This is a genomic window from Seohaeicola nanhaiensis, from assembly GCF_042654245.1.
Classification (GTDB): domain Bacteria; phylum Pseudomonadota; class Alphaproteobacteria; order Rhodobacterales; family Rhodobacteraceae; genus Seohaeicola_A; species Seohaeicola_A nanhaiensis.
This window is the reverse complement of sequence record NZ_JBHSGI010000004.1, coordinates 111741-134994: the sequence shown is the minus strand read 5'-3', so window position 1 is coordinate 134994 and position 23254 is coordinate 111741. Positions and strand designations below refer to the sequence as shown.

21 protein-coding genes are annotated in these 23254 nt (G+C 65.7%); 6 read left to right on the top strand and 15 right to left on the bottom strand.

Features of this window, described 5'->3' with window-relative positions:
• Together ACFO5X_RS06980 and ACFO5X_RS06975 are read left to right on the top strand one after the other, a co-directional pair.
• The gene (locus ACFO5X_RS06980; protein WP_380716565.1) at positions 1-1395 is read left to right on the top strand and encodes an aminotransferase; all 1395 of its coding nucleotides are present in this window, start codon (positions 1-3) and stop codon (positions 1393-1395) included.
• A gap of 134 nt (positions 1396-1529) precedes the next feature.
• On the top strand, positions 1530-2594 hold the full coding sequence (locus ACFO5X_RS06975; protein WP_380716564.1) for an ABC transporter substrate-binding protein: 1065 nt from the start codon (positions 1530-1532) through the stop codon (positions 2592-2594).
• A 125-nt stretch (positions 2595-2719) separates the two neighbouring features.
• Here the strand turns inward: ACFO5X_RS06975 and ACFO5X_RS06970 are convergent, their stop codons facing one another.
• The 6 genes from ACFO5X_RS06970 to ACFO5X_RS06945 all read right to left on the bottom strand — a co-directional run bounded on the left by ACFO5X_RS06970 (position 2720) and on the right by ACFO5X_RS06945 (position 8624).
• A complete protein-coding gene (locus ACFO5X_RS06970; RefSeq protein ID WP_380716563.1) occupies positions 2720-3691 on the bottom strand; it encodes a DUF922 domain-containing protein in 972 nt (323 codons plus the stop codon).
• A 141-nt stretch (positions 3692-3832) separates the two neighbouring features.
• On the bottom strand, positions 3833-4615 hold the full coding sequence (locus tag ACFO5X_RS06965) for a methyltransferase domain-containing protein (RefSeq protein ID WP_380716562.1): 783 nt from the start codon (positions 4613-4615) through the stop codon (positions 3833-3835).
• 5 nt (positions 4616-4620) lie between these two features.
• Positions 4621-5712 carry an ABC transporter ATP-binding protein gene (locus ACFO5X_RS06960; protein ID WP_380716561.1) on the bottom strand — a complete coding sequence of 364 codons (1092 nt, stop codon included), beginning with the start codon at positions 5710-5712 and terminating at the stop codon, positions 4621-4623.
• Positions 5709-6530, bottom strand: a complete 822-nt coding sequence (locus ACFO5X_RS06955) for an ABC transporter permease (protein WP_380716560.1) — start codon at positions 6528-6530, stop codon at positions 5709-5711. The genes ACFO5X_RS06960 and ACFO5X_RS06955 overlap by 4 nt, the downstream gene beginning before the upstream one ends.
• Entirely contained in the window at positions 6527-7387 is an 861-nt protein-coding gene (locus ACFO5X_RS06950) for an ABC transporter permease (protein ID WP_380716559.1), read from the bottom strand. Before ACFO5X_RS06950 ends, ACFO5X_RS06955 begins: the two co-directional genes overlap by 4 nt.
• 28 nt (positions 7388-7415) lie before the next feature.
• The gene (locus ACFO5X_RS06945; RefSeq protein ID WP_380716558.1) at positions 7416-8624 is read right to left on the bottom strand and encodes an aromatic ring-hydroxylating oxygenase subunit alpha; all 1209 of its coding nucleotides are present in this window, start codon (positions 8622-8624) and stop codon (positions 7416-7418) included.
• Positions 8625-8790: 166 nt separating this feature from the next.
• On the opposite strand from ACFO5X_RS06945, the gene ACFO5X_RS06940 reads away from it, so the two are divergent.
• Entirely contained in the window at positions 8791-9624 is an 834-nt protein-coding gene (locus ACFO5X_RS06940) for a 3-oxoadipate:acetyl-CoA acetyltransferase (protein WP_380716557.1), read from the top strand.
• 4 nt (positions 9625-9628) lie between these two features.
• Here ACFO5X_RS06940 and ACFO5X_RS06935 read toward each other — a convergent pair whose 3' ends face one another.
• Complete coding sequence (locus ACFO5X_RS06935) at positions 9629-10693, bottom strand: malate/lactate/ureidoglycolate dehydrogenase (protein ID WP_380716556.1); 1065 nt, start codon at positions 10691-10693, stop codon at positions 9629-9631.
• A gap of 185 nt (positions 10694-10878) precedes the next feature.
• Here ACFO5X_RS06935 and ACFO5X_RS06930 point away from each other — a divergent pair, with 185 nt between their 5' ends.
• A complete protein-coding gene (locus ACFO5X_RS06930) occupies positions 10879-11967 on the top strand; it encodes a CaiB/BaiF CoA transferase family protein (protein ID WP_380716555.1) in 1089 nt (362 codons plus the stop codon).
• Here ACFO5X_RS06930 and ACFO5X_RS06925 read toward each other — a convergent pair whose 3' ends face one another.
• From ACFO5X_RS06925 to lptF, 7 genes are all read right to left on the bottom strand, one after another.
• Entirely contained in the window at positions 11968-12849 is an 882-nt protein-coding gene (locus ACFO5X_RS06925) for a PAS domain-containing protein (protein WP_380716554.1), read from the bottom strand.
• Between the two features lie 149 nt (positions 12850-12998).
• On the bottom strand, positions 12999-13469 hold the full coding sequence (locus ACFO5X_RS06920) for a DUF4329 domain-containing protein (protein ID WP_380716552.1): 471 nt from the start codon (positions 13467-13469) through the stop codon (positions 12999-13001).
• 184 nt (positions 13470-13653) lie between these two features.
• On the bottom strand, positions 13654-14616 hold the full coding sequence (pdxA, locus tag ACFO5X_RS06915; RefSeq protein WP_380716551.1) for a 4-hydroxythreonine-4-phosphate dehydrogenase PdxA: 963 nt from the start codon (positions 14614-14616) through the stop codon (positions 13654-13656).
• Complete coding sequence (locus ACFO5X_RS06910; protein ID WP_380716550.1) at positions 14613-15839, bottom strand: peptidylprolyl isomerase; 1227 nt, start codon at positions 15837-15839, stop codon at positions 14613-14615. The genes pdxA and ACFO5X_RS06910 overlap by 4 nt, the downstream gene beginning before the upstream one ends.
• The gene (locus ACFO5X_RS06905) at positions 15830-17962 is read right to left on the bottom strand and encodes an LPS-assembly protein LptD (RefSeq protein ID WP_380716549.1); all 2133 of its coding nucleotides are present in this window, start codon (positions 17960-17962) and stop codon (positions 15830-15832) included. The genes ACFO5X_RS06910 and ACFO5X_RS06905 overlap by 10 nt, the downstream gene beginning before the upstream one ends.
• Positions 17959-19059: an LPS export ABC transporter permease LptG gene (gene lptG / locus ACFO5X_RS06900; protein WP_380716548.1), complete on the bottom strand. Its 1101-nt coding sequence runs from the start codon at positions 19057-19059 to the stop codon at positions 17959-17961. Before lptG ends, ACFO5X_RS06905 begins: the two co-directional genes overlap by 4 nt.
• Positions 19056-20189: an LPS export ABC transporter permease LptF gene (gene lptF / locus ACFO5X_RS06895; protein ID WP_380716547.1), complete on the bottom strand. Its 1134-nt coding sequence runs from the start codon at positions 20187-20189 to the stop codon at positions 19056-19058. The genes lptG and lptF overlap by 4 nt, the downstream gene beginning before the upstream one ends.
• A 132-nt stretch (positions 20190-20321) precedes the next feature.
• Between lptF and ACFO5X_RS06890 the strand changes: the two genes are divergently transcribed.
• Entirely contained in the window at positions 20322-21800 is a 1479-nt protein-coding gene (locus ACFO5X_RS06890) for a leucyl aminopeptidase (protein ID WP_380716546.1), read from the top strand.
• A 5-nt stretch (positions 21801-21805) separates the two neighbouring features.
• Positions 21806-22264 (top strand): DNA polymerase III subunit chi, encoded by a 459-nt coding sequence (locus tag ACFO5X_RS06885; protein WP_380716622.1) that lies wholly within the window; start codon positions 21806-21808, stop codon positions 22262-22264.
• Between the two features lie 289 nt (positions 22265-22553).
• On the opposite strand, the gene ACFO5X_RS06880 is transcribed toward ACFO5X_RS06885, so the two are convergent.
• Positions 22554-23237, bottom strand: a complete 684-nt coding sequence (locus ACFO5X_RS06880) for a DUF502 domain-containing protein (protein WP_380716545.1) — start codon at positions 23235-23237, stop codon at positions 22554-22556.
• Between the last annotated feature and the right edge of the window lie 17 nt (positions 23238-23254).

Below are 23254 nucleotides of genomic sequence, written 5' to 3'. Positions count from 1 at the left end.
TTGAATACCCATACTCCGGCAATCCTGCCGAACGAACCCAGCAACGAAACCCTTCAGGAATGGGACCGCGTGCATCAGCTGCATCCCTGGGCGTCGATGGACGACTGGCAGGGCTATGACAACATGCTGGTCGACTGTGCCGAGGGCATCTACCTCTGGGACGGCGACGGGAAGCGTTTCATCGACGGCCCCGGCGGCATGTGGTGCGTCCAGATCGGCTATGGCCGGGGCGAGATGGCCGATGCGATCGCCGCCCAGGTGCGCAAACTGGCCTATACTTCGCCCTTCACCAACACGACCCAGCCCTCGGCGGTGCTGGCCCGCAAGCTGGCCGAGATGGCGCCCGGCGATCTGAACAACGTGTTCTTCACCACCGGCGGCTCGACCGCCGTGGACACCGCCCTGCGCACGATGCACTTTATGAACAACCGGCTGGGGCGGCCGGAGAAAAAGATCGTGATCAGCCGCGAGAAGGCCTATCACGGCTCGACCTATCTGGCCCATTCGGTGACCGGAAAAGAGCGCGAGAAGAGCCGCTTTGACATCGAAAAGCGGCTTGTGCGCTTCCTTCCCGACGTGAACCCCTACAACCGCCCAGAGGGGATGAGCGTCGAGGCCTGGTGCGACGAGAAGGTCGCCGATCTGGAAAAGATCATCGCGGAGGTCGGGGCAGACAGGATCGGCGCCTTCATCGCAGAACCGATCCTAAGTTCCGGCGGGGTGATCGTGCCGCCACCGGGCTATCACAAGCGCACCTTCGACATCTGCAAGGCGCATGACATTCTTTATATCTCGGATGAGGTCGTCACCGGGTTTGGCCGGCTCGGCCACTGGTTCGCCTCGGAAGATGTGTTCGGCATCCAGCCCGACATGATCACCACGGCCAAGGGCCTGACCTCGGGCTATCTGCCGCTGGGCGCCTGCATCATCGCCGATCACGTGCTGGAACGCTGCGCCAGCCCGGACGATCCGACGCTGTTCTCGAACGGCTATACCTATTCGGCCCATCCGGTGAGCTGCGTCGCCGCGCTGACCAATATCGAGATCTTCGAACGCGAAGGCATCCTGCAGCATGTCCGCGAGGTGACGCCGGTGTTCCAGGGCCGGCTGCGCGCGCTGAAGGATCGCTTTCCGCTGGTCGGCGATGCGCGGGGGATGGGGCTGCTTGGCTGCGTCGACTGCAAGGCGCCCAACTTTGCGGCCGAAAAACGGCTGGGCCAGATGATCGACGACGCCTGCGAAGAGAAGGGCCTGCTGGTGCGGCCCTTCGCCAATATGGCGGTTTTCTCGCCGCCGCTGATCATCACCGCAAAGCAGATCGACCAGATGTTCGACATTCTGGAAAGCGCGCTGGAGAAGGTCAGCGCGCAGGTTGCCTCGGAAGGCGGCCTGTAACGCGAAATGGGGCGCGCAGGGACCTGCGCGCCCCTTTCACTTGTTGAGTTACGCCAAGGGCGGGCTTAGCGTTTTCATCAGGATGGCCGGGCAACGACCCAAACCAAGGCCGGATCAATAACAGGGAGATTTCCATGAAGACCTTGACCGCAACCGCCTCGGGCCTTGCCCTGGCTCTGGCCCTGTCGGCCGGCGTCGCACGGGCCGCCGATCCCGAGCTGATCGTCTTTGACTGGGCCGGCTACGAGGACCCGGAATTCTATGTGTCCTACACAGATAAATACGGGGACTCGCCGACCTATGCCTTCTTCAGCGATGAAGAGGAAGCCTTTCAGAAATTGCGGTCCGGCTTTCAGGCCGACGCCGCGCATCCCTGTTCGCAGTCGGTGCCGAAATGGATCGAGGCCGGCCTTCTGGCGCCGCTCGATACCTCGAAGATCACCGCCTGGGACGATCTCGACAAGTCCTTCCGCGACATTCCGGCCTATCAGAAGGACGGCAAGAATTATTTCATCCCCGTCGACTGGGGCAATACCGGCCTGACCTACAACACAGAGCTGTTCCCGGCGGAAGAAGCTGGCACGCTGCAGAGCTTTGCCGACCCCAAGAACGAGGGCCGGGTGTCGCTGCCCGACAATGTCGATGACGCCTATGCGCTCGGGTTCCTTGCCACAGGGGTTCACGACTGGTCGACCGCCACGGACGAGCAGTTCAAGGCGGCCTCGGATTTCCTGCGCAAGGTGCACAAGAACGTGCGCACCTACTGGACCGACGGCGCCTCGCTGGCGCAGCTGATGCAGTCGGGCGAGGTCTATCTGGCCTGGGCCTGGAACGAGACCTTCTCGACCATGAGCGCCGAGGGTCATCCCATCGCGATGAAACGCGATACCAAGGAAGGCTCGTCAAGCTGGGTCTGCGGCTACGCGCGCCTGGCCAATGCACCGGGATCGGAAGAGAAATTCTATGACTTCGTCAACGCCTGGCTGGAGCCGCGCACCGCGGATTACATCGTCAACAGCTGGGGATATGGACACTCCAACGCGACCGCAATGGACGCGATGAGCCAGGAGGATCTGGCCGCGGTCGGGCTTGAGACCAGCGAGAACCTGCGCGCCGGAACGCTGTGGCAGGGGCCGGTACCGGCGGAGCTGCGCGAGAAGATGATCGCCGAATTCGAGCTGATCAAGGCCGGGTTCTGAGGCGAGGTGCGGGGGGCACTGCCCCCGTCGCCATGGTCGCGCGGACCAATGACGAAACGATGGCGACCCCTCGGAGCATTTGAAAAGAGAAGAGGCAGGGGGCGTCACGTGCCCCCTTTTTCGTGTCAGGGATCGACGCTGGCGTCGAGCGAGACTCCTTCGTTCACCCCGTGATCCGACGAGGTGTCGTAGGAATCCTGGTTGTCCTGGATCGTCTTGTTCTGGTCGGTCCAGTAGGCGTTCGCCTCTTTCTGTTTCAGCGGCTCGATGTTGTCGAGCAGGTCCTTGACGCCATCGGTGAAAATGGTGTGGTGGTTGTTTTCGTGGGTGTTCAGCAGGCCCCACATCTTGTCCCACTCGGCCTTCTGTTCCTTGGACATCTTCGAGTATTCGGCCCATTTCGGCATGGTGATGACCGGGGCCGCCTTGACGGTGATCTTCTTGAGGCAGCCGTCATAGCCGAAATCCATCTTGGCCGAGCCGTTGGAGCGGTAGCGGCCCCAGAACTTGCGCTTGGCGAGCGCATTGTAAACGCCTTCGATCGATTTGCCGGAGACCGCGTATTGGGTCGTCGAGGGTGACTTGATGTCGGTGGCCGTTTCCACCGGATCGGGGTCGATCACGTCGAGGGTGACGCCCTCGGAATAGCCGTCGGAGGTCTTGGTGGCATAGTCCTTGTTGACGTCCTCAAGCTCGGTCTTCTTGGCCTTCCACCACTTGTCGAAATCCGCCTTGACGAAATCCTCCTTCTCCAGCTCCTTGGCCGCCTTCTCGATGGCCTTGGTCAGTTTGTCGTGGTGATTGTCGAGGTATTTTTCCAGCTTGGGGAACATCTTATCCCATTCGGCCTGACGGTCCTTGGTGTTCTTGGAATAGTCGCTCCACTTCGGCACCTTGGTCGTCGGCTTGGCGGAAATCGTGCAGTCGCTCATCTTCTTGTCCTTGCCGTATTTCGGCGTGACAGAGAGGTTCGGGGTGTATTTGGCCCAGCCTTTCAGCTTGTCGAGCGCGGCGATCAGTTTCTCGCTGTCATTCGCGGTGACGGTGACGGTGGACTTGGAGGGTTTGGCAATGCTGGTCTTGACGGTAATGGCCATCGAGGGAATCCCGGTAACAGAGCCTGCGAAAGGGGCCGCATCGTCCCGCCGGAAATGAGTTGGCCAGAAGATCGACCTTGAAGGCGAGAATAGCGCCGTCTGGCCATGTCTGACAAGCGTCTGACAACCGTCTGACAACCGTCAGCCGGGACGCCGGCCGCGCAGGTGGTGGGGACAGTGTTCGCCGGACTCGAGAACGGCCGTCATCGCCTGCCATGTGGAGATCTGGCCGTCGATGAAGTCCTTTCCGTATCTCTCTGACAGGCGGGCGTTTTCGGAGCCGGAGAGGCGGTCCAGCTCGTCCCGGGCAACGGCGCGGTACCAGGGGTTGCGGTTCTTCAAGGTGATATCGGAAAAGCCCGCCTGTTCCAGCGCGCGGCGGTAGCGTGCGGGAGAGGCCATGGCGAAGTCGAGCGCCTCGGCCTTGATATAGGCCTGCATCTCGGGGCTGGGGGTGTCGTCGTGTGCGATCAGCCAGTCGGAGGCAGCGAACCAGCCACCGGGTTTGAGGATGCGAAAGACCTCACGCGCCAGCGCCTCCTTGTCGGGAATGTGGATGATCGAATCCTTGGAATAGACGATGTCGAAACTCTTGTCGGGGAAGTCGAAGGGGCCGGGGGTGACTTCGCGGATGGTGATGCGGTCCGATAGCCCCGCCTGATCCGCCCGGCGGGTGGCGGCGGCGCAGACCGGCGCCTCCACGTCGATCCCGGTCACATGTGCCGCGCCGAGGTCGCGGAGCAGCATGACCGCAATGGCGCCCGAGCCGCAGCCGATGTCGAGGATGCGCTTGCCCTTGACCTCCAGACCGTCGAGCACCCGCGCGGCCTCTTCCGCGCCGCCGGGCGAGAGAAAGCCCTCGCCCCAGAGGTCTTCGAGGAAGGCGATGTGCAGGTCGTCGTAGAGGAATTCGCTATCGGACATGGGGCCTACCGGAAAAGGACGATGGACTCGGCGCCCCAGCCGACGCGGACCTTGCTGCCGGCGGGCAGGACGGAGCGGCCGGCGGTGTTGCGCATCGACAGGGTGACGGGCTTTTCGGTGTTGGGCAGGGCGACGGTGTAATAGGTCATGTCGCCGTAATAGGAGGAGCCTGTGACGGTGCCCTCGGTAATCCGTTCCGCGCTCTCCGAGGGGGCGACCAGCAGCGTCAGCATCTCGGGCCGCACGCCGATGGTTTCGACGCTGGCAGGATCCAGCCCCTCGGGGATGGCGGAGGCGGGCAGGTTGACGGAGCCGAGCGCCGGGATCTCCAGTGCCAGCCCGCCGTCGCTGGGCGTGGCGCGGGCGTCGAGGAAGTTCATCACGCCGATGAAGGAGGCGACGCGCTTGCTGACCGGGCGGCGGTAAAGGCGCTCGGGCGTGTCGATCTGGGCGATGTTGCCTTCGAACATGACGGCGATGCGGTCGGACATGATGAGGGCTTCTTCCTGATCATGCGTCACCAGAATGAAGGTGATCCCGATGGATTGCTGTAACTGCCGCAGCTCGACCTGCATCTGCTCGCGCAATTTCTTGTCGAGCGCCGAGAGCGGTTCGTCGAGCAGCACCACCTTGGGCCGCATCACGAGCGCGCGGGCGAGGGCGACGCGCTGTCTTTGCCCGCCCGAAAGCTCATGCGCGGCGCGGGTGCCGTAACCCTTGAGGTCGACCATCTCCAGCGCCTCTTCCACCGTCTTGCGGTGTTCGTCGCGGGACAGGCGCTGGCGTTTCAGGCCGTAGCCGACGTTTTCGGCGACGTTGAGGTGTGGGAAGATGGCGTAGGACTGGAACACCATATTGGTGGGGCGGCGGTTGGCGGAGATGTTCTTCATCGGCTTGCCGTCGATGACGATCTCGCCCTCGGTCGGGGATTCAAAGCCCGCGATCATCCGCAGCAGCGTGGTCTTGCCGCAGCCCGAGGGGCCGAGGAGCGAGAAGAATTCGCCCTCGCGGATGGTGGTGTCGACCCGTTTCAGGGCCTCGACGAAGCCGAAGCGTTTCGACACGCCTTTCAGTTCGATGATCGCGCGGTCGGTCACATGAAACCTCCGGAGGCGGCGGGGTCGAGCCCCTGGCGGCGGGCGGCGCGGCGGCGGAAGACTTCGGCCACGACCAGCAGGGTGACGGAGAGCACCAGCAGGATCGTTCCCAGCGCCATGATCGAGGGCAGCTTGGTGGGAAAGCGCAGCTGGCTCCAGATATAGACCGGCAGGGTGACGTCGGTGCCGGTCAGGAAGAAGGCGATGATGAACTCGTCGAGCGAGATGGTGAAGCAGATCAGCAGGGACGAGATCACGCCCGGCATCACCAGCGGAAAGATCACGCGGGTGAAGGTGCCCCAGCGGGTTTCGCCGAGGTCGAAGGAGGCTTCCTCAAGGCTCTGGTCGAGTCCCTGGAAGGCCGAACTGAGGATGGCGATGGAGAAGGGCACGCAGACCAGCACGTGGCCGCCGATGACGGTCCAGAGCGACAGGTGCAGGCCAAGCTGGACCAGCAGCACCAGCAGCGCCACGGCGACGATGATCTCGGGCAGCACCAGCGGCAGCATGATGAACCCGACGATCCCCTGCTTGGCCGGAAAGCGATAGCGCGCGATGGCCCGCGCCGCGCAGGCGCCCAGCAGGGTGGCCAGGACGGCGGTGGACAGGCCGACGATCAGGCTGTTTTCTACCGCCTCGTGCAGGGCATCGGTTTCCCACAGCACCTCGAACCATTCGGTGGTGAAGCCGGACAGCGGAAAGGCGATGATGGTGGCGTCGTTGAAGGCGAAGATCGGGAGCAGGATCACGGGCGCATAGAGGAAGATCATGTAGACCACCGCATAGACCAGCAGCCATGTGCCCTTGCCCCGCTTCATTGCGTTCGGCCCCCGATCCGGCGGCCGACGAGATAGATCGCCAGCGCGATCAGTCCGACGATCAGCATGGCCGAAATCGCCAGCGCGGCGCCCAGCGGGCGGTTGTTCGCCTTGCCGAACTGCGTCTGGATCATGTTGGCGATCATCAGCCCGTCGGTGCCGCCCACCTGCTGGGGAGTGATATAGTCGCCGACGGTTGGGATCAGCACGATCAGGGTCGCCGCGATCACTCCGGGCATGGCGAGCGGCAGGGTGACGCGGAAGAACCGGCGGACCGGGCCGTCGCCCAGATCCTCGGCCGCCTCCAGCAGCGAGCGGTCGATCTTTTCCAGCGAGACGAAGATCGGCAGGATCGCGAAGGGCGCCCAGGCGTGGGCCAGGGTGATGATCACCGCGTTCATGTTGTAAAGGATGAAGGTCAGCGGCTGGTCGGTGATGCCGGTGCCCATCAGCGCCGAATTCAGCACGCCGTTATAGCCCAGGATCACCTTCCACAGGAACACCCGCAGCAGGTAGGAGGTCCAGAACGGGATGGTGATCAGGAATAGCCACAGCGCCTTGCGGCGGGTGACGTGGAACGACAGGAAATAGGCGACGGGAAAGGCCAGCAGCACCGTCACCGCCGTCACGATCAGCGAGATCACCAGCGAGCGCTGCATCAGCACGCGATAGATCGGCTCGCCCCAGGCCTTGCGGTAGTTGTCGAGCGTCAGCGTGGTGTCGATGTCGAGATAGTTCTGCGTCCAGAAGCTGAAGGTCACCACCGTCACCAGCGGCGCGGCCAGCATGAGCAGCGAATAGGCGAGCGTCGGGCTGATGAGGGTCAGCCCCTGCCGGGCCTCGCTGCCCGAACTCACGGCAGCGCGCTCCGGCGCACGGTCAGCCTCACGCGCGCCGCTCCCCGGCGCGCAGCAGCATCGCGTTCAGCTCGGCCAGCTTGCCGGCCTCGGGTTCGTCATGGTCGAGCACCGGGAACAGCCGCCGCAATTCGTCGTGGTAGGTCTTCACGCCGATCTCGAGGTCGGACAGGATCACCCCGTCATAGCCGCTCGATTGCGCCGCCTCCCAGCTCCACTCGATCAACTGTTCGTCCTCTTTGCCCGTGATCCGGTCGATCCGCTTGCTGAGATAGCGCGCGGCCCGCAGGCGCCGGTCTTCCACCGGGTTCCGATAGACCGCCCCCCGCTGTATCGTCTTACCACAGGCATCCGGGAACTCGTGATAGAAAATCACCGAATCCGGGTAGATGCCGAAGACCGTGTTCGGAAATGCGCCAACGTAGAGCCAGGCGCGTTTGTGGTCGGCATCCAGTTCGGGCCGGTCGGGCAGCAGTTTCTTGTAATTGCGCACGCTCCACAGCCGGCTGCGGTCTTCGCGGAAGACCGAATAGGACCGGCTGGTGCCCTGCTTGAACGGCTCGTCAGAGTAATTGGCGCCGAAGAGGTCGTTGAGACCGGGGTGCGCCATCGGCACGTGATAGCCTTCGTTGTCGACATCGCGCACGCATTTCCAGTTGGCGCGGATTTCCTCCTGCGAGAAACCGTCGCCATCGGGCAGAAGGGCGGGCAGGTTGTATTGCGCCAGCTCCTTGTCGAAGCGCGACATGACCTTCGACATCGCCGGCTGGGGACCTGGCTTGAAGCGGACGAAGACGAAGCCCTGCCAGATATCCATCTCGAGCGACTTCAGCCCCCATTCGACGGGATCGAGATCGGGCAGGCTGTCGGGCTGCGAGGCGCCGCGCAGGGTGCCGTCCAGATTGAAGACCCAGCCGTGAAACGGGCAGATGATGGCCGAACGGCAGTGCCCGCGTTCGTCGCCCACCACGCGGCTGCCGCGATGCCGGCAGAGGTTGTGAAAGGCGCGCACCACGCCATCCTTGCCGCGCACCACCAGCGCGCGTTCGCCCACGAAGTCGGTCGCGATGTAATCGCCCGGAGTGGCCACATCGTTGACGTGACAGACCAGTTGCCAGTGACTGCGGAACAGCAGCTCTTTTTCCGCTTCGAGCAGATCCTCGGAAAAATAGCTCCAGGCGGGCAGGCCGCCACGATCCCAGTGGTTGGACAGGGTTGCCGTCGCTTGTTTGGGCATGATGGATGTCGCTTTCTATCGCTTGGCTCCTTGTAGCAAAAGTTGTTTGAGCGCTCAATTAAAAAATATTCCCGACGATCCGCCGACCGAGGGAGCGGCCGCGCCAACGGCGGATCCGCACATTTTTTTTCTGGCGCGGCGGGGGGGTGTGGGCCTATATCGCGCCATGACCCAGCCCTGCATCATCTGTGTGGCCATCACCGGCTCCTTGCCCACGAAGGCCAATAATCCCGCCGTGCCGATCACCGTGTCCGAACAGGTGGAAAGCACGCACGAGGCCTTCGAGGCCGGCGCCACGATCTGCCACGCCCATGTACGCAACGACGATCAGACGCCGTCTTCGGACCCCGAGAAGTTCGCGCGGCTGAAGGAAGGGCTGGAACAGCATTGCCCCGGCATGATCGTGCAGTTCTCGACCGGCGGGCGGTCCGGCGCGGGGCAGACGCGGGGCGGGATGCTGCCGCTGCGGCCCGACATGGCGTCGCTCTCGGTCGGGTCGAACAACTTCCCGACCCGGGTCTACGAGAACCCGCCCGATCTGGTCGACTGGTTGGCCGGTGAAATGAAGACCTATGGCATCAAGCCCGAGATCGAGGCCTTTGACCTGTCGCATATCTTCAAGGCGGCCGAGATGCATGCCGACGGGCGGCTGCCCGACACCCCCTATGTGCAGTTCGTCATGGGGGTGAAGAACGCCATGCCGGTCGACCGCGAGGTGTTCGATTTCTACATCCGCACCGTGCAGCGGCTGTTCGGCAAGGACGTGCCCTGGTGCGCGGCGGGGATCGGGGCCAAGCAGTTCGTGCTGAACGACTGGGCGATCTCGTCAGGCGGTCACGCCCGGACGGGGATGGAGGACAACGTGCGTCTCGACCGCGACAGGCTTGCGCCGTCGAACGCGGCGCTGGTGAAACGCGCCGCCGAGCTTTGCGAGAAATACGAGCGTCCCGTGGCCGACTGGAAGACGGCGCGACGGATCCTCGGGCTGCCCGGGGTCTGAGGCGTCAGCCGTCGAAGGTCGCGATTTCGGACGGGTCCATCCCGACCAGCCGTGCGGTGTCCCGCAGCTGTGCCCAGGTTCCGGAATCGACCGGGATCGACTCGGCCCGCGCCGCGCGGGCCTTGCGCTCGGGGTCGCCGGGAACCATCACGCCGTCGACCCCCGGCGCGGGCGGGCTGGACTTGACCCAGGCTGTATAGGCGTCGAGATCGGCGAAGAAGCCCTGCGCGCCGCCAAAGACGTCGGGGTCGATCAGGATCGCCATCATGTTGTTGACGATCCGCCCCTCGACCACGCGCCCCGGCAGATGCGCGCCGCCGCCGCTGAACGAGCCGCCCAGCAGGTCGCCGAGCATCGCCAGACCGAACCCCTTGTGCGCGCCGAAGGTGGTCAGCGCCCCGGCGGGCGGTTCGAACAAGACGGCGGGGTCGTCCGTCTCGCGCCCCTCGGCGTCGATGACCGAGGCCCAGGGCACCTTCTTCTGCGACAGATAGGCGACCCGCGCCTTGCCGTGCGCGATGGTGCTGGTCGCCATGTCCAGCACCGTCATCGGTGTGTTTTCGGTCGCCGGAATCGCGGTGCAATAGGGGTTGGTCGAGAAGCGCGCATCGCTTCCTCCAAAAGGCGCGACCAGCGCGTTGGGCGACAGCACGTTGACATAGTGGATCGAGATGAAGCCCGCGCCGGCTGCCATCTCGGCCCAGTCGCCGATGCGCCCGATGTGAAAGGAATTGCGCAGGCTGAGCAGCGCGAAACTGTGAGCTCTGGCCTTTTCGATGGCCAGATTCATCGCCTCTTCCGCAATGATCTGACCAAAGCCCAGGCCGCCGTCCACCTGCAGGAACGGCCCCTTGTCGTGGATCACCTCCAGATGTGCCGCCGGGTTCAGCTGCCCGCTGCGGATGCCCTCGACATATTTCGGCACCATGCCGACACCGTGGCTGTCGTGCCCGGTCAGGTTGGCGATCACCAGCCGGTCGGCGACCCGCGCGGCCAGTTCGGGTTGGCCCGAGGCGCGCGACAGGATGCCGGCGGCAAAGCGGCGCAGGGAATCAGGGGCGATCTGCATGGGTGGCTTCCTTGAACGAGCGGTATCACGCGCAGTGTCGTCGGCGCGGGGGAGGTGCGTCAACTGTGATAGGGCAGCGCCATCCGGCCGCGACCTTACGGGACGTCACCCGGTAACCGTTTGCGGCGGCAGACCAGCCGCGCCATAGTCGCGCGGCACAGCTTGGGAATGAGAGGGAGCAGGGCATGTTGCAGGGGATCCGTATCGTCGAGGTCGAGGGGCTGGGGCCCGGACCCTTCGCGGGCATGTTTCTGGCCGATCTCGGTGCCGAGGTGATCAAGGTTCAGCGGCCCGGCGGCCCGGTTTCGCCCGGCGTGCCCGACCGCTCGCTGCTGGATCGGGGCAAGCGGTCCATCCTGCTCGACCTCAAGTCCGAGGAGGGGCGCGCGACCTTCCTGCGTCTCGTGGCCCGCGCCGATGCGCTGATCGAAGGCTTTCGCCCGGGCGTGATGGAACGTCTGGGGATAGGGCCCGAACCCTGCCACGCGGTCAATCCGGCGCTGATCTATGGCCGCATGACCGGCTGGGGGCAGGACGGGCCGCTGGCCTATCGCGCCGGGCACGACCTCAACTATATCGGCCTGTCGGGCGCGCTGTGGTATGCCTCGCCTCCCGGCCAGCCGCCGATCGCCCCGCCCACGCTGGTCGGCGACATCGGTGGCGGGGCGATGTATCTCGTGGCCGGGCTGCTCGCCGGCCTGCTGAACGCGCGCGCCACCGGCAAGGGCACGGTGGTCGATGCCGCGATCTGCGACGGCTCGGCCCATATGATGAACCTGCTGATGTCGCTCGGCCAGACCGGCAGCTTCGTCTCCGAACGCGGCCAGAGCCTGCTGGACGGCGCGCATTTCAGCCGCACCTATCGGACCGCTGACGACGGTTTCATGGCGGTGCAATGTCTGGAGCCGAAGTTCTATGCGGAATTTCTTGACCGGCTCGGACTGGGCGATGACGCCGAGTTGACCCGACAGTTCGACCGCACGCTGTGGCCCGCGTCGACCAAACGGCTTGAGGCGCTCTTTGCCGCGCGGCCCCGTGCGGCCTGGGAAGAGGTCTTTGCCGACAGCGACGCCTGTGTCGCCCCGGCGCTGACCCCGCAGGAGGCGCGGGACCACCCGCTGGGCGCGGCCCGCGGCATCTGGCGCGAGGTCGATGGCGCGTTGCAGGCCGCGCCGGCGCCGCGCTTTGCCGGAGCCCCGCCCTGGGAACCGCGTCCGGCGCCGGAACCGGGTGCGGACACCGAGGCCATTCTGGCCGAGCTTGACCGCGCGTGACTAAGGGCGCGGGTCTTCTGCGTCCTGCACCATCAGAACGTAATAGGCGGTGCCGTGGTGGCGGGCGGCGCTGACCGTGACCACGCAACTGCCAACGCGTTGCAGGGCCACGCGCCGGCAGGTCAGGCGCTGTTGAGTGCCATGGCGCAGGATGTCCTCGGGGCTGGCCGACAGCACCAGATCAAGTCCTGAGTATTCGAACAGCGGCCGATCCTGACGCAGCCGGGTGGAGGTATCGAACATCTTGCGCGCTGCCTTGTTCGCGTGGCGCACCACCAGTTGCGCATCGACGATGAGCACCGCCGCGGGGACCACCTCGAGCCCCGCGCGCAGATCGCTAGCGGCGCAATGCAGCACCACGAAGCCGGCGGTTTCCTCTGAATCGTCCATCAGGGGCACGATGGTGCGCCGCCAGGCCGTGGCCAGACCGTCGCCGATCATCCGGTGTGCCGCCAGCAGGGGCAGCCCGCGCAACTCGACCGCGCGAAAGGTGGCGGCGAGATAGACGCCGAAGTGTCCGCCGATGTCCTCCGGACGCCGGCCAATCTGGCCGCGCACGGAAGGATGGATATTGGCCGGTCCGATATGGGTATAGCGCACCGCGCCGTCCGGTCCCCGCCTGAGCTGGGTCAGCCATTCCGCCATGCCGCCAAAGGCCCCGAGGTGCAGGTCGTCGACGTGATAGCGGCCTTCCTGCCGTCCCAGCTGGCCCAGCACACGGGCAAAGCGCTGTTCCAGCGTCTGGTCCGACAAGTCGGCGTCCGGTGCCCAGGTGATCGATGGCGTCGGCGCACTCGCGGCCCCGAACATCCGGCGCAGACCGGTCGGATCTCCGTCGGCGATCTCTCTCGCCAGAGTCTCAATTTCCGTGCGATTATTCAAAGCCCTGATCCCGCATGTTTTTTGCGGCGACCCGCAACAGCTGGGCGGATCCTATGCTAACTGGAAGAAAGAGGGCGAATAGTTAACAAATGGTTAATTCGAGGCGGAAATTATGATCGGATGGGGTCGCTGTGCATCATTTCACATGTTCAGCGATTTGCTGCCAGTCTGCGCGGCACATTTGCACCGGGCATGAGACGGGCGGCCAGCTCGTCGAGCGCGTAGCGCGAGTCGGGGTAGCCCCAGACACCATCGGCGAAGGTCGGGTCGGTCGGCAGGCAGTAGGGCCCGCAGATCAGCCGCGTCTCGCCCAGCACCGAGTCGTTGAACCACAACCGCCCGCCCGGCGTCGCGACAAAGCCATCGATCCCCTCGGACATGTCGCTGTCGAGATCCTGGGGTGAGGGCAGCTCGCTGTCGGCGGCGGGATCGAAGGCGGCATGGGTATGATAGCTGGCGAGCGGCCGGGTGCCGCGCGGCAACTGGGTCGGGCGGCAGCCATCCCGGCGCCCGCGGCGCGGGCGAGAGGCCACCAGAGTCCCGTCCTCGGCCACACCGATGCGTCCGCAGTATTCGCGGTTGTCGGCGAAAGAGCGGTCTTGCAAGTCGGACAGAACCATGCGGGCAAAGTCAACGACCGCAGCGTCCTGCGCAGGCGCGGCTGCCGGGCTGAGAAGGGCCAGGACTCCGGCGAGGCCGGAGAAAGACAAGCGGATAAGAGACCTCATCGCAGGATATTACCCGTTGCCTCCGGGCGCGTCGCCGGCCGAATTTCCGACCGGCGGAAATCGACCGGTGCCGCGGTCAGCGCGCGCCCATGTCGCGCGCCATCCGCAGTGCGGCGATCAGGCTGGCCGGGCTGGCCAACCCCTTGCCGGCGATGTCGAAGGCGGTGCCGTGGTCGGGCGAGGTGCGCACGAAGGGCAGGCCGAGGGTGACATTGACGCCCGAGTCGAATTCCAGGGTCTTGATCGGGATCAGCGCCTGATCGTGATACATGCAGACCGCCGCGTCATACCGCGCCCGCGCCGCAGGGTGGAACATGGTGTCGGCGGGCAGGGGCCCGAAGACGCCGAAGCCCTGCGCCGCCATTTCGGCGATCAGGGGCGCGATCCAGTCCAGTTCCTCTCGGCCCATCTTGCCGCCTTCGCCCGCGTGCGGATTGAGCCCGGCCACCGCGATGCGCGGGCTGGCGATGCCGAACCGGGCGCGCAGCCCGGCCTCCGTGATGGCGATGGTCTCGCGCAGCAGCGCGGGCGTCAGTTCCTCGGGCACCCGGGAAAGCGGGATGTGGATCGTCGCCGGCACGGTGCGCAGCTGCTCGCCGGCCAGCATCATCACCACCCGCTCGACGCCGGCCAGGGCGGCGAGAAACTCGGTATGGCCCGGGTAGGCAAATCCCGCGCCGTCGATCAGCGCCTTCTTGTGGATCGGCGCGGTGCAGACGGCCGAGGCCTCGCCCGCCGCCACCAGTGCCACTGCGCGTTCGATGGCCGAGATCACGCCCGCCGCATTGGCCGGATCGGGCTGGCCGGGCACCGTCGGGGCGGCGAAGGGATGGCGCAGGACCGGCATCGCGGTCGCGCTAACCGCCGCGGCGTCGCCCGGCGCGTCGATCTCGCGGAACGGTATCCCGGCGGGAAGATGCCGCGGATCGCCGATCCAGAAGAACGGACAGCTGTCGCTTAGCACGTCCCAGGCGCGCAGCGCTATTTCCGGGCCGATGCCGGCCGGTTCGCCGCAGCTTAGCGCGACGGGCAGGGTCATTGATCGACGATTCGGGCTTCGTTGCGCTTTTTCTCGATGAAGGCCTCGGCGAATTGCGCCACCCGTTCCTGGGTCAGCCGGTTCGCGATGTCATCGCGCGACACGCCTTCATTCGGCAGAGCCGTGCGCCCGCACATCATCAGGAAGACCAGCGTCTGACCGTTGTTGCGCGTCAGGCTAGTAGAGACCTCGCCGTCATCCAGATGCGCAAGCTCCAGTGCCACGTCGCGCGGGATCGCGCCCGGCGCCTGGGTCACGCGCTCCAGCACCTCGTGGGACTGGCCCTTGGCGATGCCATAGAGGTCGTCGCAACGGTCGACCCGCGCCTTCAGCGCCTGCGCGGCGGCCAGCGCTTCGGGCGAACGACCGCCGGCGATGTAATACATTGCATAGTCGATCGACGCATAGCGCGGCGCCGGGCCAACGATTTCCTGAATGCCGCGCATCTGGAAAACTGCGATGGCGTTGGGCAGCGGAATCGGCGCGCTCACTTCACCCGGCTTCAGCGCCAGGATCACCGGGCGCAGCGGCGGCGGCAGGTTGTTCAGCGGCAGCCAGTTCAGCCGCCCGCCGACATCGCGCGTATCCGAGGCGGAATACTGCCGCGCCGCCGCGGCAAAGCCTTCGTAGGTACGGATCGACGCAATTTCCTGGGCAAGCGCCTCGGCATCTTCCAGCGTCTCGGGCGTGATCGGGATGATCACTTCGGACAGAAGCACGCTGACGCCATTGCTTTCGGTGTCCTTCGCCATTGCGCGGTCGATATCCATGCGGCTGGGCCGCGCCTGTTCCAGGAACGTCCGTCCCGAGAATTCGCGCCAGGCCAGCCCGGTGCGCACGAAGTCGCGCAGCGTTTCCAGCTGGACGCCGCCCTGGCCAAGCGCCCGAATAAAATCGTCGGCGCTGAGCTGCGTGCGCTGCGCGAATTCCTCGATCCCGGCCTTGATCTGTTCGTCGGTCACCTCGATGTCCGTCTCGCGCACGGCCTGCATCCTCAGCCGTTCGTCGATCAGGGCCTTGCGGGCCAGCTCGACCGGGTCGCCGGGCGCGCGCAGAAGGGTCAGGAACTGGATGCGCTGCTCCAGCTCGTAATGAGTGATCACATCGTCATTCACCTTGATCGCGGGAGAGAACATCCCCTGCGCAAAGGCCGTGGCGGTCAGGCCCACCGTGAGGGCAGCCGCCGCCAGGGTTCGGGTGAAGAGGGTAACGTTCAACTGCATGATCGCCTGTACTTGTTCGGTTCCGCGTCCACCGAGAACCCGCTGAGCGAGATGGTAAAGCCGATATCGGTGGACGGCTCAATACTTGTCGACGAGGTATAGCGCCGGTTGAGCCCGAGGTCGACCGTTACGCATTCGTTGCGATAGACAAAGCCCAGACCCGCGCGCGTCGCCCGCTGGTCCGAGATGTCGTAGCGCAGGCTGGCATTGGCGGTCCAGCCGGTCGCGACCTGATAACCGCCGTTGAACCAGACTTCGGACAACGCCTGCGGGCGGCCCTCGGCGGCGTCCGGACCCAGCCACAGGTAGGAGCCGGCCAGTTGCGCCTTGGGCGAGGTCCAGTCGCCGCGCACCTCGGCCTTGGAGAGGCTGAAGGCGTTGTCGAGCAGGGTGCGCGCGGTCAGGGACAGCTTGTCGGAATAGCGCAGCTGCCCGGCGACCAGCACATCCGAGGTCGTGCCAGACATGCCCGAGGTGCGGGTGAAATCCGGCTCTGCGTTGGCGCGCTTGACCCGGCCAACGGTCGCGCTGGCCTGCCAGCCGTTGGCGGCATAGGCCGCCCAGTTCAGCCCATAGGCCAGCGTGCGGCCGGATTCGCGCCGGTCCGGCGCCGGAAAGCGGGACAGCGACAGCAGGTTGCCCTGGTCGAGCTCCACAAAGGTGCTTTCGTCGTTCGGCGGCACCGCGCCGCTGACGTGGGTCCAGCCCAGTTGCACGATGGGCTCCACGTAATGCACCGTCCCGCCGCCGGTGGTCATCGTCATCGGATAGCTGAAGGTCAGCGCGCTGCGCGGCGTGATCCGGGTTGTCTGGGCGGGCGCGGTGCTGTCCTGCCGGATCCGGAAGGCATCGGCGGAGATGCCGATTTCCCAGTCGGTGCGCAGGCCGTTGTCCATGAGCCAGTGCCGCTGCCAGGACAGATCCGCCGTCGCCCGCCGCACGTCGCGGCCGAGCACGTCGAGATCCGAGGACCGCTGATGGGTGTGCAGCATCAGGCCGGCACGCAGTTCTCCGCCGACGAGCCTGGGGAAGAAGCGCCGTTCATAGGTGGCTTCGACCACCACCGTCGGCAGCAGCGATTCGTCATCGGCGTCGCGCAGGCTTTCGAAATCGAGCAGGCGGGTGCGGAAGGCGCTGTCCTGACGGTAGCGGCTGATCGCGATTTCGCTGCGCAGGCGGTCGAGATCGGGCAAGCCGTAGTCGACCAGATAGGAGTTGTCCGAGGCCAGCTGCAGGGCAAAGTCCAGACGGAACCCGCGCGGCAGATCGAACTGGGCCGCGCCGAACACGTAGCCGCGCGTGTCGTCCGGTTGCAGGTTGTCGCGCGTGTGCGCGCCCTCAAAGCTCATGCGGCCGTTGCGGAAGGCCTGCCGATACCGGTATTCCAGCGTGCGCGTCGCCGAAGAGATATAGGGCGCCAGCGTCAGGTCGGCGTGATCGCCCAGCCGGAAGAAGTAGGGGACCTTCACCCCGGTCCCGAGGTTCGAGGTCGAGCGGATCTTGGGAATGAGAAAGCCGCTCGCCCGCTCCAGCGTCGGATCGGGCAGGCGCATCCCCGGAAAATACATCACCGGCGTGCCGAGGATCAGGAACTGGGCGTCCTCGAAGTAAAGCTGCCGTTCTTCCTGGTCATGGGTGATCGTGCGCGCGCGGATCTGCCAGAGCGGCGGCCGCCCGTCGCCGCAGACATGGCAGGAGGTCACGGCGGTCTTGTAGAGCTGGGTGTAGCGTCCGTTTACCCGCGCCATCTGAAGCGAGGCGAGTTGCAGCTGCTGGTCCAGCACCATGCGCGCGCCGGTCAGAAGCCCGTTCTGCAGGCCCTCGTCCAGTTCGGCGAAGTCCGCCAGAACGACCATCGAACCGCCCTGGTCGATGCGGATCGGTCCCTGGACCGTCAGCTTGCCCTCGGTCCGGTCAAAGGTGATCTTGTCCGCCCGCAGCCGGATATCGCCCTGGAAAGCCTCCACATTGCCCTCGGCCACGAGCACGCGGTCAGACGTGATGAAGACCCGGTCCGCGACCAGCACGGCCGGACCCTTGTCGTCTGCGCCAGACTCCTGCGCCTCGACGTCAAAGGGCAGGGCCAGCGCCATGATCACGAGAAGGCGGGCAATCAGGTTCATCCGTCCTCCGCATGCAGCAACAGACCAAGGGCCAGGAAGAGCGCCGAGACCGGCGGCCCCCAGGCCGCCAGGATCACCGGGATCTGCCCGTTCTCTCCCAGTATCTGCGCGAAATTTCGGACGAAATAAAGCGCGAAACCAAGCAGGATCGCGCTCAGCACCGCGATGCCGGTCCCGCCAAAGCGGGTGTGCCGCATGGTGAAGGCCGCGCCGACCAGCACCATGGACAGCAGGAACAGGGGCCGCGCCAGTTCGACCATGTACCAGACCTCGTGCTTGCGGGTGGCGAATCCTGCCTGCCGCAGTGCCCGGATGGTTCCGGGCAGGTCATAGATCGAGATGCCGTTGGGCTGGCCGATGCTCTCGCGGATGCGGTCCTGGGTCATCGTCGTGGGCAGCCGCAGGGTGTCGAGCTCGCGCGACGCCGCTTCGGGATTCGCGCCGGTGGACAGGGGCCAGACCTTGACCTTGCCCAGCAGCCATTCGCCCGGTTCCAGCCGTGCGGTCTCGGCGCTGATCCGCTGGGTCGGGCCGCCGTTGGGCGCATAGCTCAGGATTGTCACGTCGAACAGCGTCACCGGCTCGACGCCGTTGTAGCCCGTCGCATGGATCACCGCCTGCCCCTGCATCCCGCCCTGACGCATCCACAGGCCTTCGCCCGTCAGGGACAGGACCGCCGGGCCACCAGTGCGATAGCTGTCGGAGAGCTGTTGATAACGGTTCGACGTTGCCGCGGCGATCGGGTTCAGCGTCGTCACCGCCAGCACGCCGATCACCAGCGCCACCAGGCAGGGCCCGGCCAGCGCGCGGATGCCCGAGCGTCCGATGGCGCGCGTCACCACCAGTTCGCTGCTGCGGGCGAGGCTGACGAACAGCACGATGGTGCTGAGGATCATCAACAGCGGCAGGATGTCCTTGATCGCGCCCGGCGCATTCAGCAGCATCAGCGTGGCCAGCTGCCCCAGACCCAGCCCCGCGCCCTCGAACCGGCGCAGTTGCTCGATCAGGTCGATCAGCATGATCAGCGTCATGAAGACCGCGAGGATCATCAGAAAGCTTTGCAGGAACCGCCGCGCGAAATAGCCGTCCAGGATCATGCCGGGTTCTCCGCCGCACGGGGCCGGACCAGTCGCGGGAACGGCCGCCCGGCAAACCGCAGGAACACGGCCGAAATCGCCAGTCCCACCGCGGTTGGCAGATAGATCAGCGGCCAGGCGCCCGGAGTCTCCAGCACCGGCCCGTCCACCACCCCGCGCAGGGCTTCCAGCGCGATCAGCAGCACGAAGGCGATCAGCACCTGCCGCCAGACCCCGAAGCGCGAGAAACCCCCGAGCATCAGAGAGGAAAAGCCGATCAGCGCGACCCAGATGCAGGTCAGGGCGCGTGCGAAACGCAGGTGAAGCTCTTCGGCGAGTTCGCCGGCCTTGAAGTTCTCGGTCTGGATCAGGGCGTCGCGCTGGGTGAACAGCTCGACGGTCGAGACCTCGCGCACGTCGCGGGTGCTCAGGGTATTCGTCTTCATCAAGGCGGTGATGTCATACGAGAAATCGGCGAAAAGCGTGGTCGAGAGCGTGTTTGTCGCCACGTCGAGGCGCTGCGCCATGCCGTCGACCATGATCAGGTTGGCCCCGTCGCCATCGCGCACCAGAAACGCCCGCGCGGCGGTGAAGGTCGCATTCTGCCCCTTGCTGCGCCGGTCCGACAGGAACACGTCGTTCAGCGTGCCGTCGCGGTCGATCTGGCGCACGAAGAAGGTTACGCCCGGCGCCGGATGCAGGAAACTGCCCTCGGACAGCAGCCGCGCGGTCACGTTGCGCGACACCTCCTGTTCGCGCAGCGCCAGCTGGCTGGTCGCGGCGGGCATCAACAGATGGGTCAGAACGCTCATCATGGCGGCGGCGACCAGCCCGAACACCAGCACCGGCCGCGCCAGCCGGAACGGCCCCGACCCGATGGCCTGCATCACGGTCAGCTCGCTTTCCGTGTTCAGCCGGTTGGTCACATAGACCGAGGCGGCAAAGGCCGCCATGGGCAGCACCATGCGGATCAGGTTGGGCAGGGTCAGGGCAGTGAATTCGAGAAAGACCAGCGCCGACTGACCGTCGCCGATCAGCCGATCGAACAGCACCACCGCGCGATTGATCCAGAACACCGCGACAAGAACCAGCGCGAAGAACCCGAAGAACAGCAGCAATTGCGACAGCACGTATCTGTCGTAGCGTGACACGTTGATCCCCGGCGCCTGTTTCGGTTGCTCTCTTGGAGATGATCCTAAAGCAATCGGACGGCAGGGAAAACTGATATCTGGTCAACCCGGACAGGGCGGGCTACCTCTTGGGCAAGTCAAAAGGAGTATTGCATGACCCTGACGACCCCGATCCGTTTCGATCAGACCGATCCAGACGCCATCGCCGCGACCGAAGGGCGCCTCGCGCTGGTTCTGCCGCCGGATGGCAAGCTCGACACTGCGGCGCGGCGCGTCAACCGGCTGACCCGGGGCGCTCTGGCGCGTCTGGTTGCGACCGACCGTTTCGCCAAGGCGAAAACGGGCCAGGTGATCTCGCTGGAGCTGCCGGGCGGCCTTGCGGCCGATACGCTCGACCTGCTGATCCTGCCGCGCAATGCCGCGCCGATCGAGGCGCGCAAGGCCGGCGCCGCGCTTGGCCGCCTGAAGGCGGGCAAGCCGCTGACGGTGATGGCGGGCAACCTGCGTGCCGTGGCGAACCTCGCCCTCGGCATCGCCCTGCGCGACTATCGCTTCGATGCGCACAAGACGGGCGATGATGTCGGCAAGGCCCCCGCCGAAACGGTGATCCGCTGCAATGCGCCCGCCGAGGCCGAGGCCGCCGCCGCGCCGCTGCTGGCGGTGGCCGAGGGCGCCTTCTTCACCCGCGACCTGACCAACGAGCCGGCCAATGTGCTGACCACGACGGAATTCGCCAATCGACTGGCCGGGATGAAGGACATCGGGCTCGAGATCGAGGTGCTGGATGAAGCCGCGCTGGACAAGCTCGGGATGCGCACGCTTCTCAGTGTCGGTCAGGGATCGGACAGCCCCTCGCATGTCGTGGTGATGCAGTGGAACGGCGGCGAAAAAGGCGCGGCACCGCTGGCGCTGGTCGGGAAGGGCGTGGTCTTCGACACCGGCGGCATCTCGCTCAAGCCCGCCGCCGGCATGGAGGACATGACGATGGACATGGGCGGCGCGGGCGTCGTCGCCGGGGTGATGCGCACGCTGGCACTGCGCAAGGCCCGCGCCAATGTCGTCGGCCTTGTCGGCCTGGTTGAGAACATGCCCTCGGGCAATGCCACCCGGCCCGGCGACGTCATCCGCTCGATGAAGGGCGATACCGTCGAGGTGGTCAATACCGACGCCGAGGGCCGCCTCGTCCTGTGCGATGTCATGTGGTACGCGCAGGAGCGGTTCAAGCCATCCGGCCTGATCGACCTCGCCACCCTGACCGGCGCGATCATCATCGGTCTCGGGCATGAATACGCCGGCGTCTTCTCGAATGACGACGCCTTCTGCGACAGCTTCCTCAAGGCGGCGAAGGCCGAAGGCGAAGGCGCCTGGCGGATGCCGACCGGCGGCGCCTACAACGATCAGATCAAGTCGCGCATCGCCGACATCAAGAACAGCGGCGGCCGCCCGGCGGGCAGCGCGACGGCGGCGACCTTCCTGCAGAAGTTCGTGCAGGAGGGGATGCCCTGGATTCACCTCGACATCGCGGGCATGGCCTCGGTCAAGTCCGACACCGATTATGCCCCCAAGGGCGCCACGGGCTGGGGCGTCGCCGCGCTGAACCGGCTGATCGCCGACACCTGCGAGAAGGACTGAGAGCCCTGGGCGCCGCCTTCTTTTATCACCTGACCCGCAACCCGCTGGAGCAGACCCTGCCGCTGCTGCTGACCAAGGCGCGCGAGGCGGGCTGGCGCATCGCCGTGCGCGGGCGCGAGCCGGCACGGATGGCCTGGCTCGACGACAGGCTCTGGCTTGGCCCCGAGGACGCCTTCCTGCCACACGGACTTGCCGGTGGCCCGCATGACAGGGCGCAGCCGATCCTGCTGACCACCGGCGCGGCGGGCAACGATCCCGCCTGCCTGATGGCGGTGGATGGCGCCGATGTGGCCCCCGAGGAGGTGGCGCGGATGGAGCGCGTCTGCATCCTCTTCGACGGCAACGACAAGGCGGCGCTGAACCGCGCCCGCGCCCAGTGGAAGGCGCTCACCGAGGCGGGCTGCGCGGCGCAATACTGGTCCGAGGAATCGGGGCGCTGGGAGAAAAAGGCAGAAAAGGGCTGACCTCTGGCCGGTGCCCGCGCGAGGAGCGGGCAGGGGGGCTGTCTGCCCCCCGCCGCCCGTTCCGGGCGGCCCCCCCCGAAGGTATTTTCGAACCAGAGAAGCAACGGTTTCTTAACCAGTCTGCGCGCAGTCTGGCGGCGCGGTACAGGCGGAGGCGCCGATGACCGCAACCGGAGAAGCCCTTCGCCGGCTTCGCGCCGGCGGAGGGTGATCTCTGGCCCCTGGTCTTCTCTGGTTCGAAAATACCTTCGGGGGGTCAAGGGGGGCAGACAGCCCCCCTGTCGACGGCTCAGAGAATGGGCGGCTTGGACCCGTCGCGCCCGTTCGGATAGACCAGCCCGGCCGAGATCACCAGTTTCGCCGCATCCTCGAGCGTCATTTCCAGTTCGATGACGTCCTCTTCGGGGAAATAGAGCAGGAAGCCCGAGGTGGGGTTCGGCGTGGTCGGGATGAAGACGCCGATCAGCCGGCCCCCGGTCTCCGCGCGGGCCGAGATCTCGCCCTTGGCCGGCACCGAGATGAAGCCGATCGCCCAGATGCCCTTGCGCGGGTATTGCACCAGGCAGGCCTTCTCGAAGCTCCGTTCGCCCTGGGAGAAGACGGTTACCGAGATCTGCTTGATCCCGTTGTAGATCGAGCGCACCACCGGCATCCGGTCGACCAGGCTTTCGGCAAAGCGGATCAGCGACCGGCCCAGCAGGCCCTTGGCCACCCAGCCGATGATGATGGTGAAGAAGAAGAAGAAGATGACGCCGACACCGCGCAGGTTGATGCCGATGTAATGCTCGGGCCGGAAAGTATAGGGGATCAGCGGCAGGACGACTCCGTCGATCCATCCGGCGACGGCCCAGACCAGCCAGACCGTCAGTCCGACCGGGGCGATCACGACCAGTCCGGTCAGGAAGGAGGCGCGCAGACCGGCGAAAAGACCGGTCTTGCGGGGGTGCGTATCTTTTTCGAAAGGCGTGTTCATCGTGTCCCGGGGCCAAG

What these genes read in the sequence shown, in the direction of transcription:
- ACFO5X_RS06975 (WP_380716564.1), top strand. Translation starts at nt 1,530, where the DNA reads ATGAAGACCTTGACCGCAACCGCCTCGGGCCTTGCCCTGGCTCTGGCC.
- ACFO5X_RS06970 (WP_380716563.1), bottom strand. Translation starts at nt 3,691, where the DNA reads ATGGCCATTACCGTCAAGACCAGCATTGCCAAACCCTCCAAGTCCACC.
- ACFO5X_RS06965 (WP_380716562.1), bottom strand. Translation starts at nt 4,615, where the DNA reads ATGTCCGATAGCGAATTCCTCTACGACGACCTGCACATCGCCTTCCTC.
- ACFO5X_RS06955 (WP_380716560.1), bottom strand. Translation starts at nt 6,530, where the DNA reads ATGAAGCGGGGCAAGGGCACATGGCTGCTGGTCTATGCGGTGGTCTAC.
- ACFO5X_RS06945 (WP_380716558.1), bottom strand. Translation starts at nt 8,624, where the DNA reads ATGCCCAAACAAGCGACGGCAACCCTGTCCAACCACTGGGATCGTGGC.
- ACFO5X_RS06940 (WP_380716557.1), top strand. Translation starts at nt 8,791, where the DNA reads ATGACCCAGCCCTGCATCATCTGTGTGGCCATCACCGGCTCCTTGCCC.
- ACFO5X_RS06935 (WP_380716556.1), bottom strand. Translation starts at nt 10,693, where the DNA reads ATGCAGATCGCCCCTGATTCCCTGCGCCGCTTTGCCGCCGGCATCCTG.
- ACFO5X_RS06930 (WP_380716555.1), top strand. Translation starts at nt 10,879, where the DNA reads ATGTTGCAGGGGATCCGTATCGTCGAGGTCGAGGGGCTGGGGCCCGGA.
- ACFO5X_RS06920 (WP_380716552.1), bottom strand. Translation starts at nt 13,469, where the DNA reads ATGGTTCTGTCCGACTTGCAAGACCGCTCTTTCGCCGACAACCGCGAA.
- pdxA (WP_380716551.1), bottom strand. Translation starts at nt 14,616, where the DNA reads ATGACCCTGCCCGTCGCGCTAAGCTGCGGCGAACCGGCCGGCATCGGC.
- ACFO5X_RS06910 (WP_380716550.1), bottom strand. Translation starts at nt 15,839, where the DNA reads ATGCAGTTGAACGTTACCCTCTTCACCCGAACCCTGGCGGCGGCTGCC.
- ACFO5X_RS06905 (WP_380716549.1), bottom strand. Translation starts at nt 17,962, where the DNA reads ATGAACCTGATTGCCCGCCTTCTCGTGATCATGGCGCTGGCCCTGCCC.
- lptG (WP_380716548.1), bottom strand. Translation starts at nt 19,059, where the DNA reads ATGATCCTGGACGGCTATTTCGCGCGGCGGTTCCTGCAAAGCTTTCTG.
- ACFO5X_RS06890 (WP_380716546.1), top strand. Translation starts at nt 20,322, where the DNA reads ATGACCCTGACGACCCCGATCCGTTTCGATCAGACCGATCCAGACGCC.
- ACFO5X_RS06880 (WP_380716545.1), bottom strand. Translation starts at nt 23,237, where the DNA reads ATGAACACGCCTTTCGAAAAAGATACGCACCCCCGCAAGACCGGTCTT.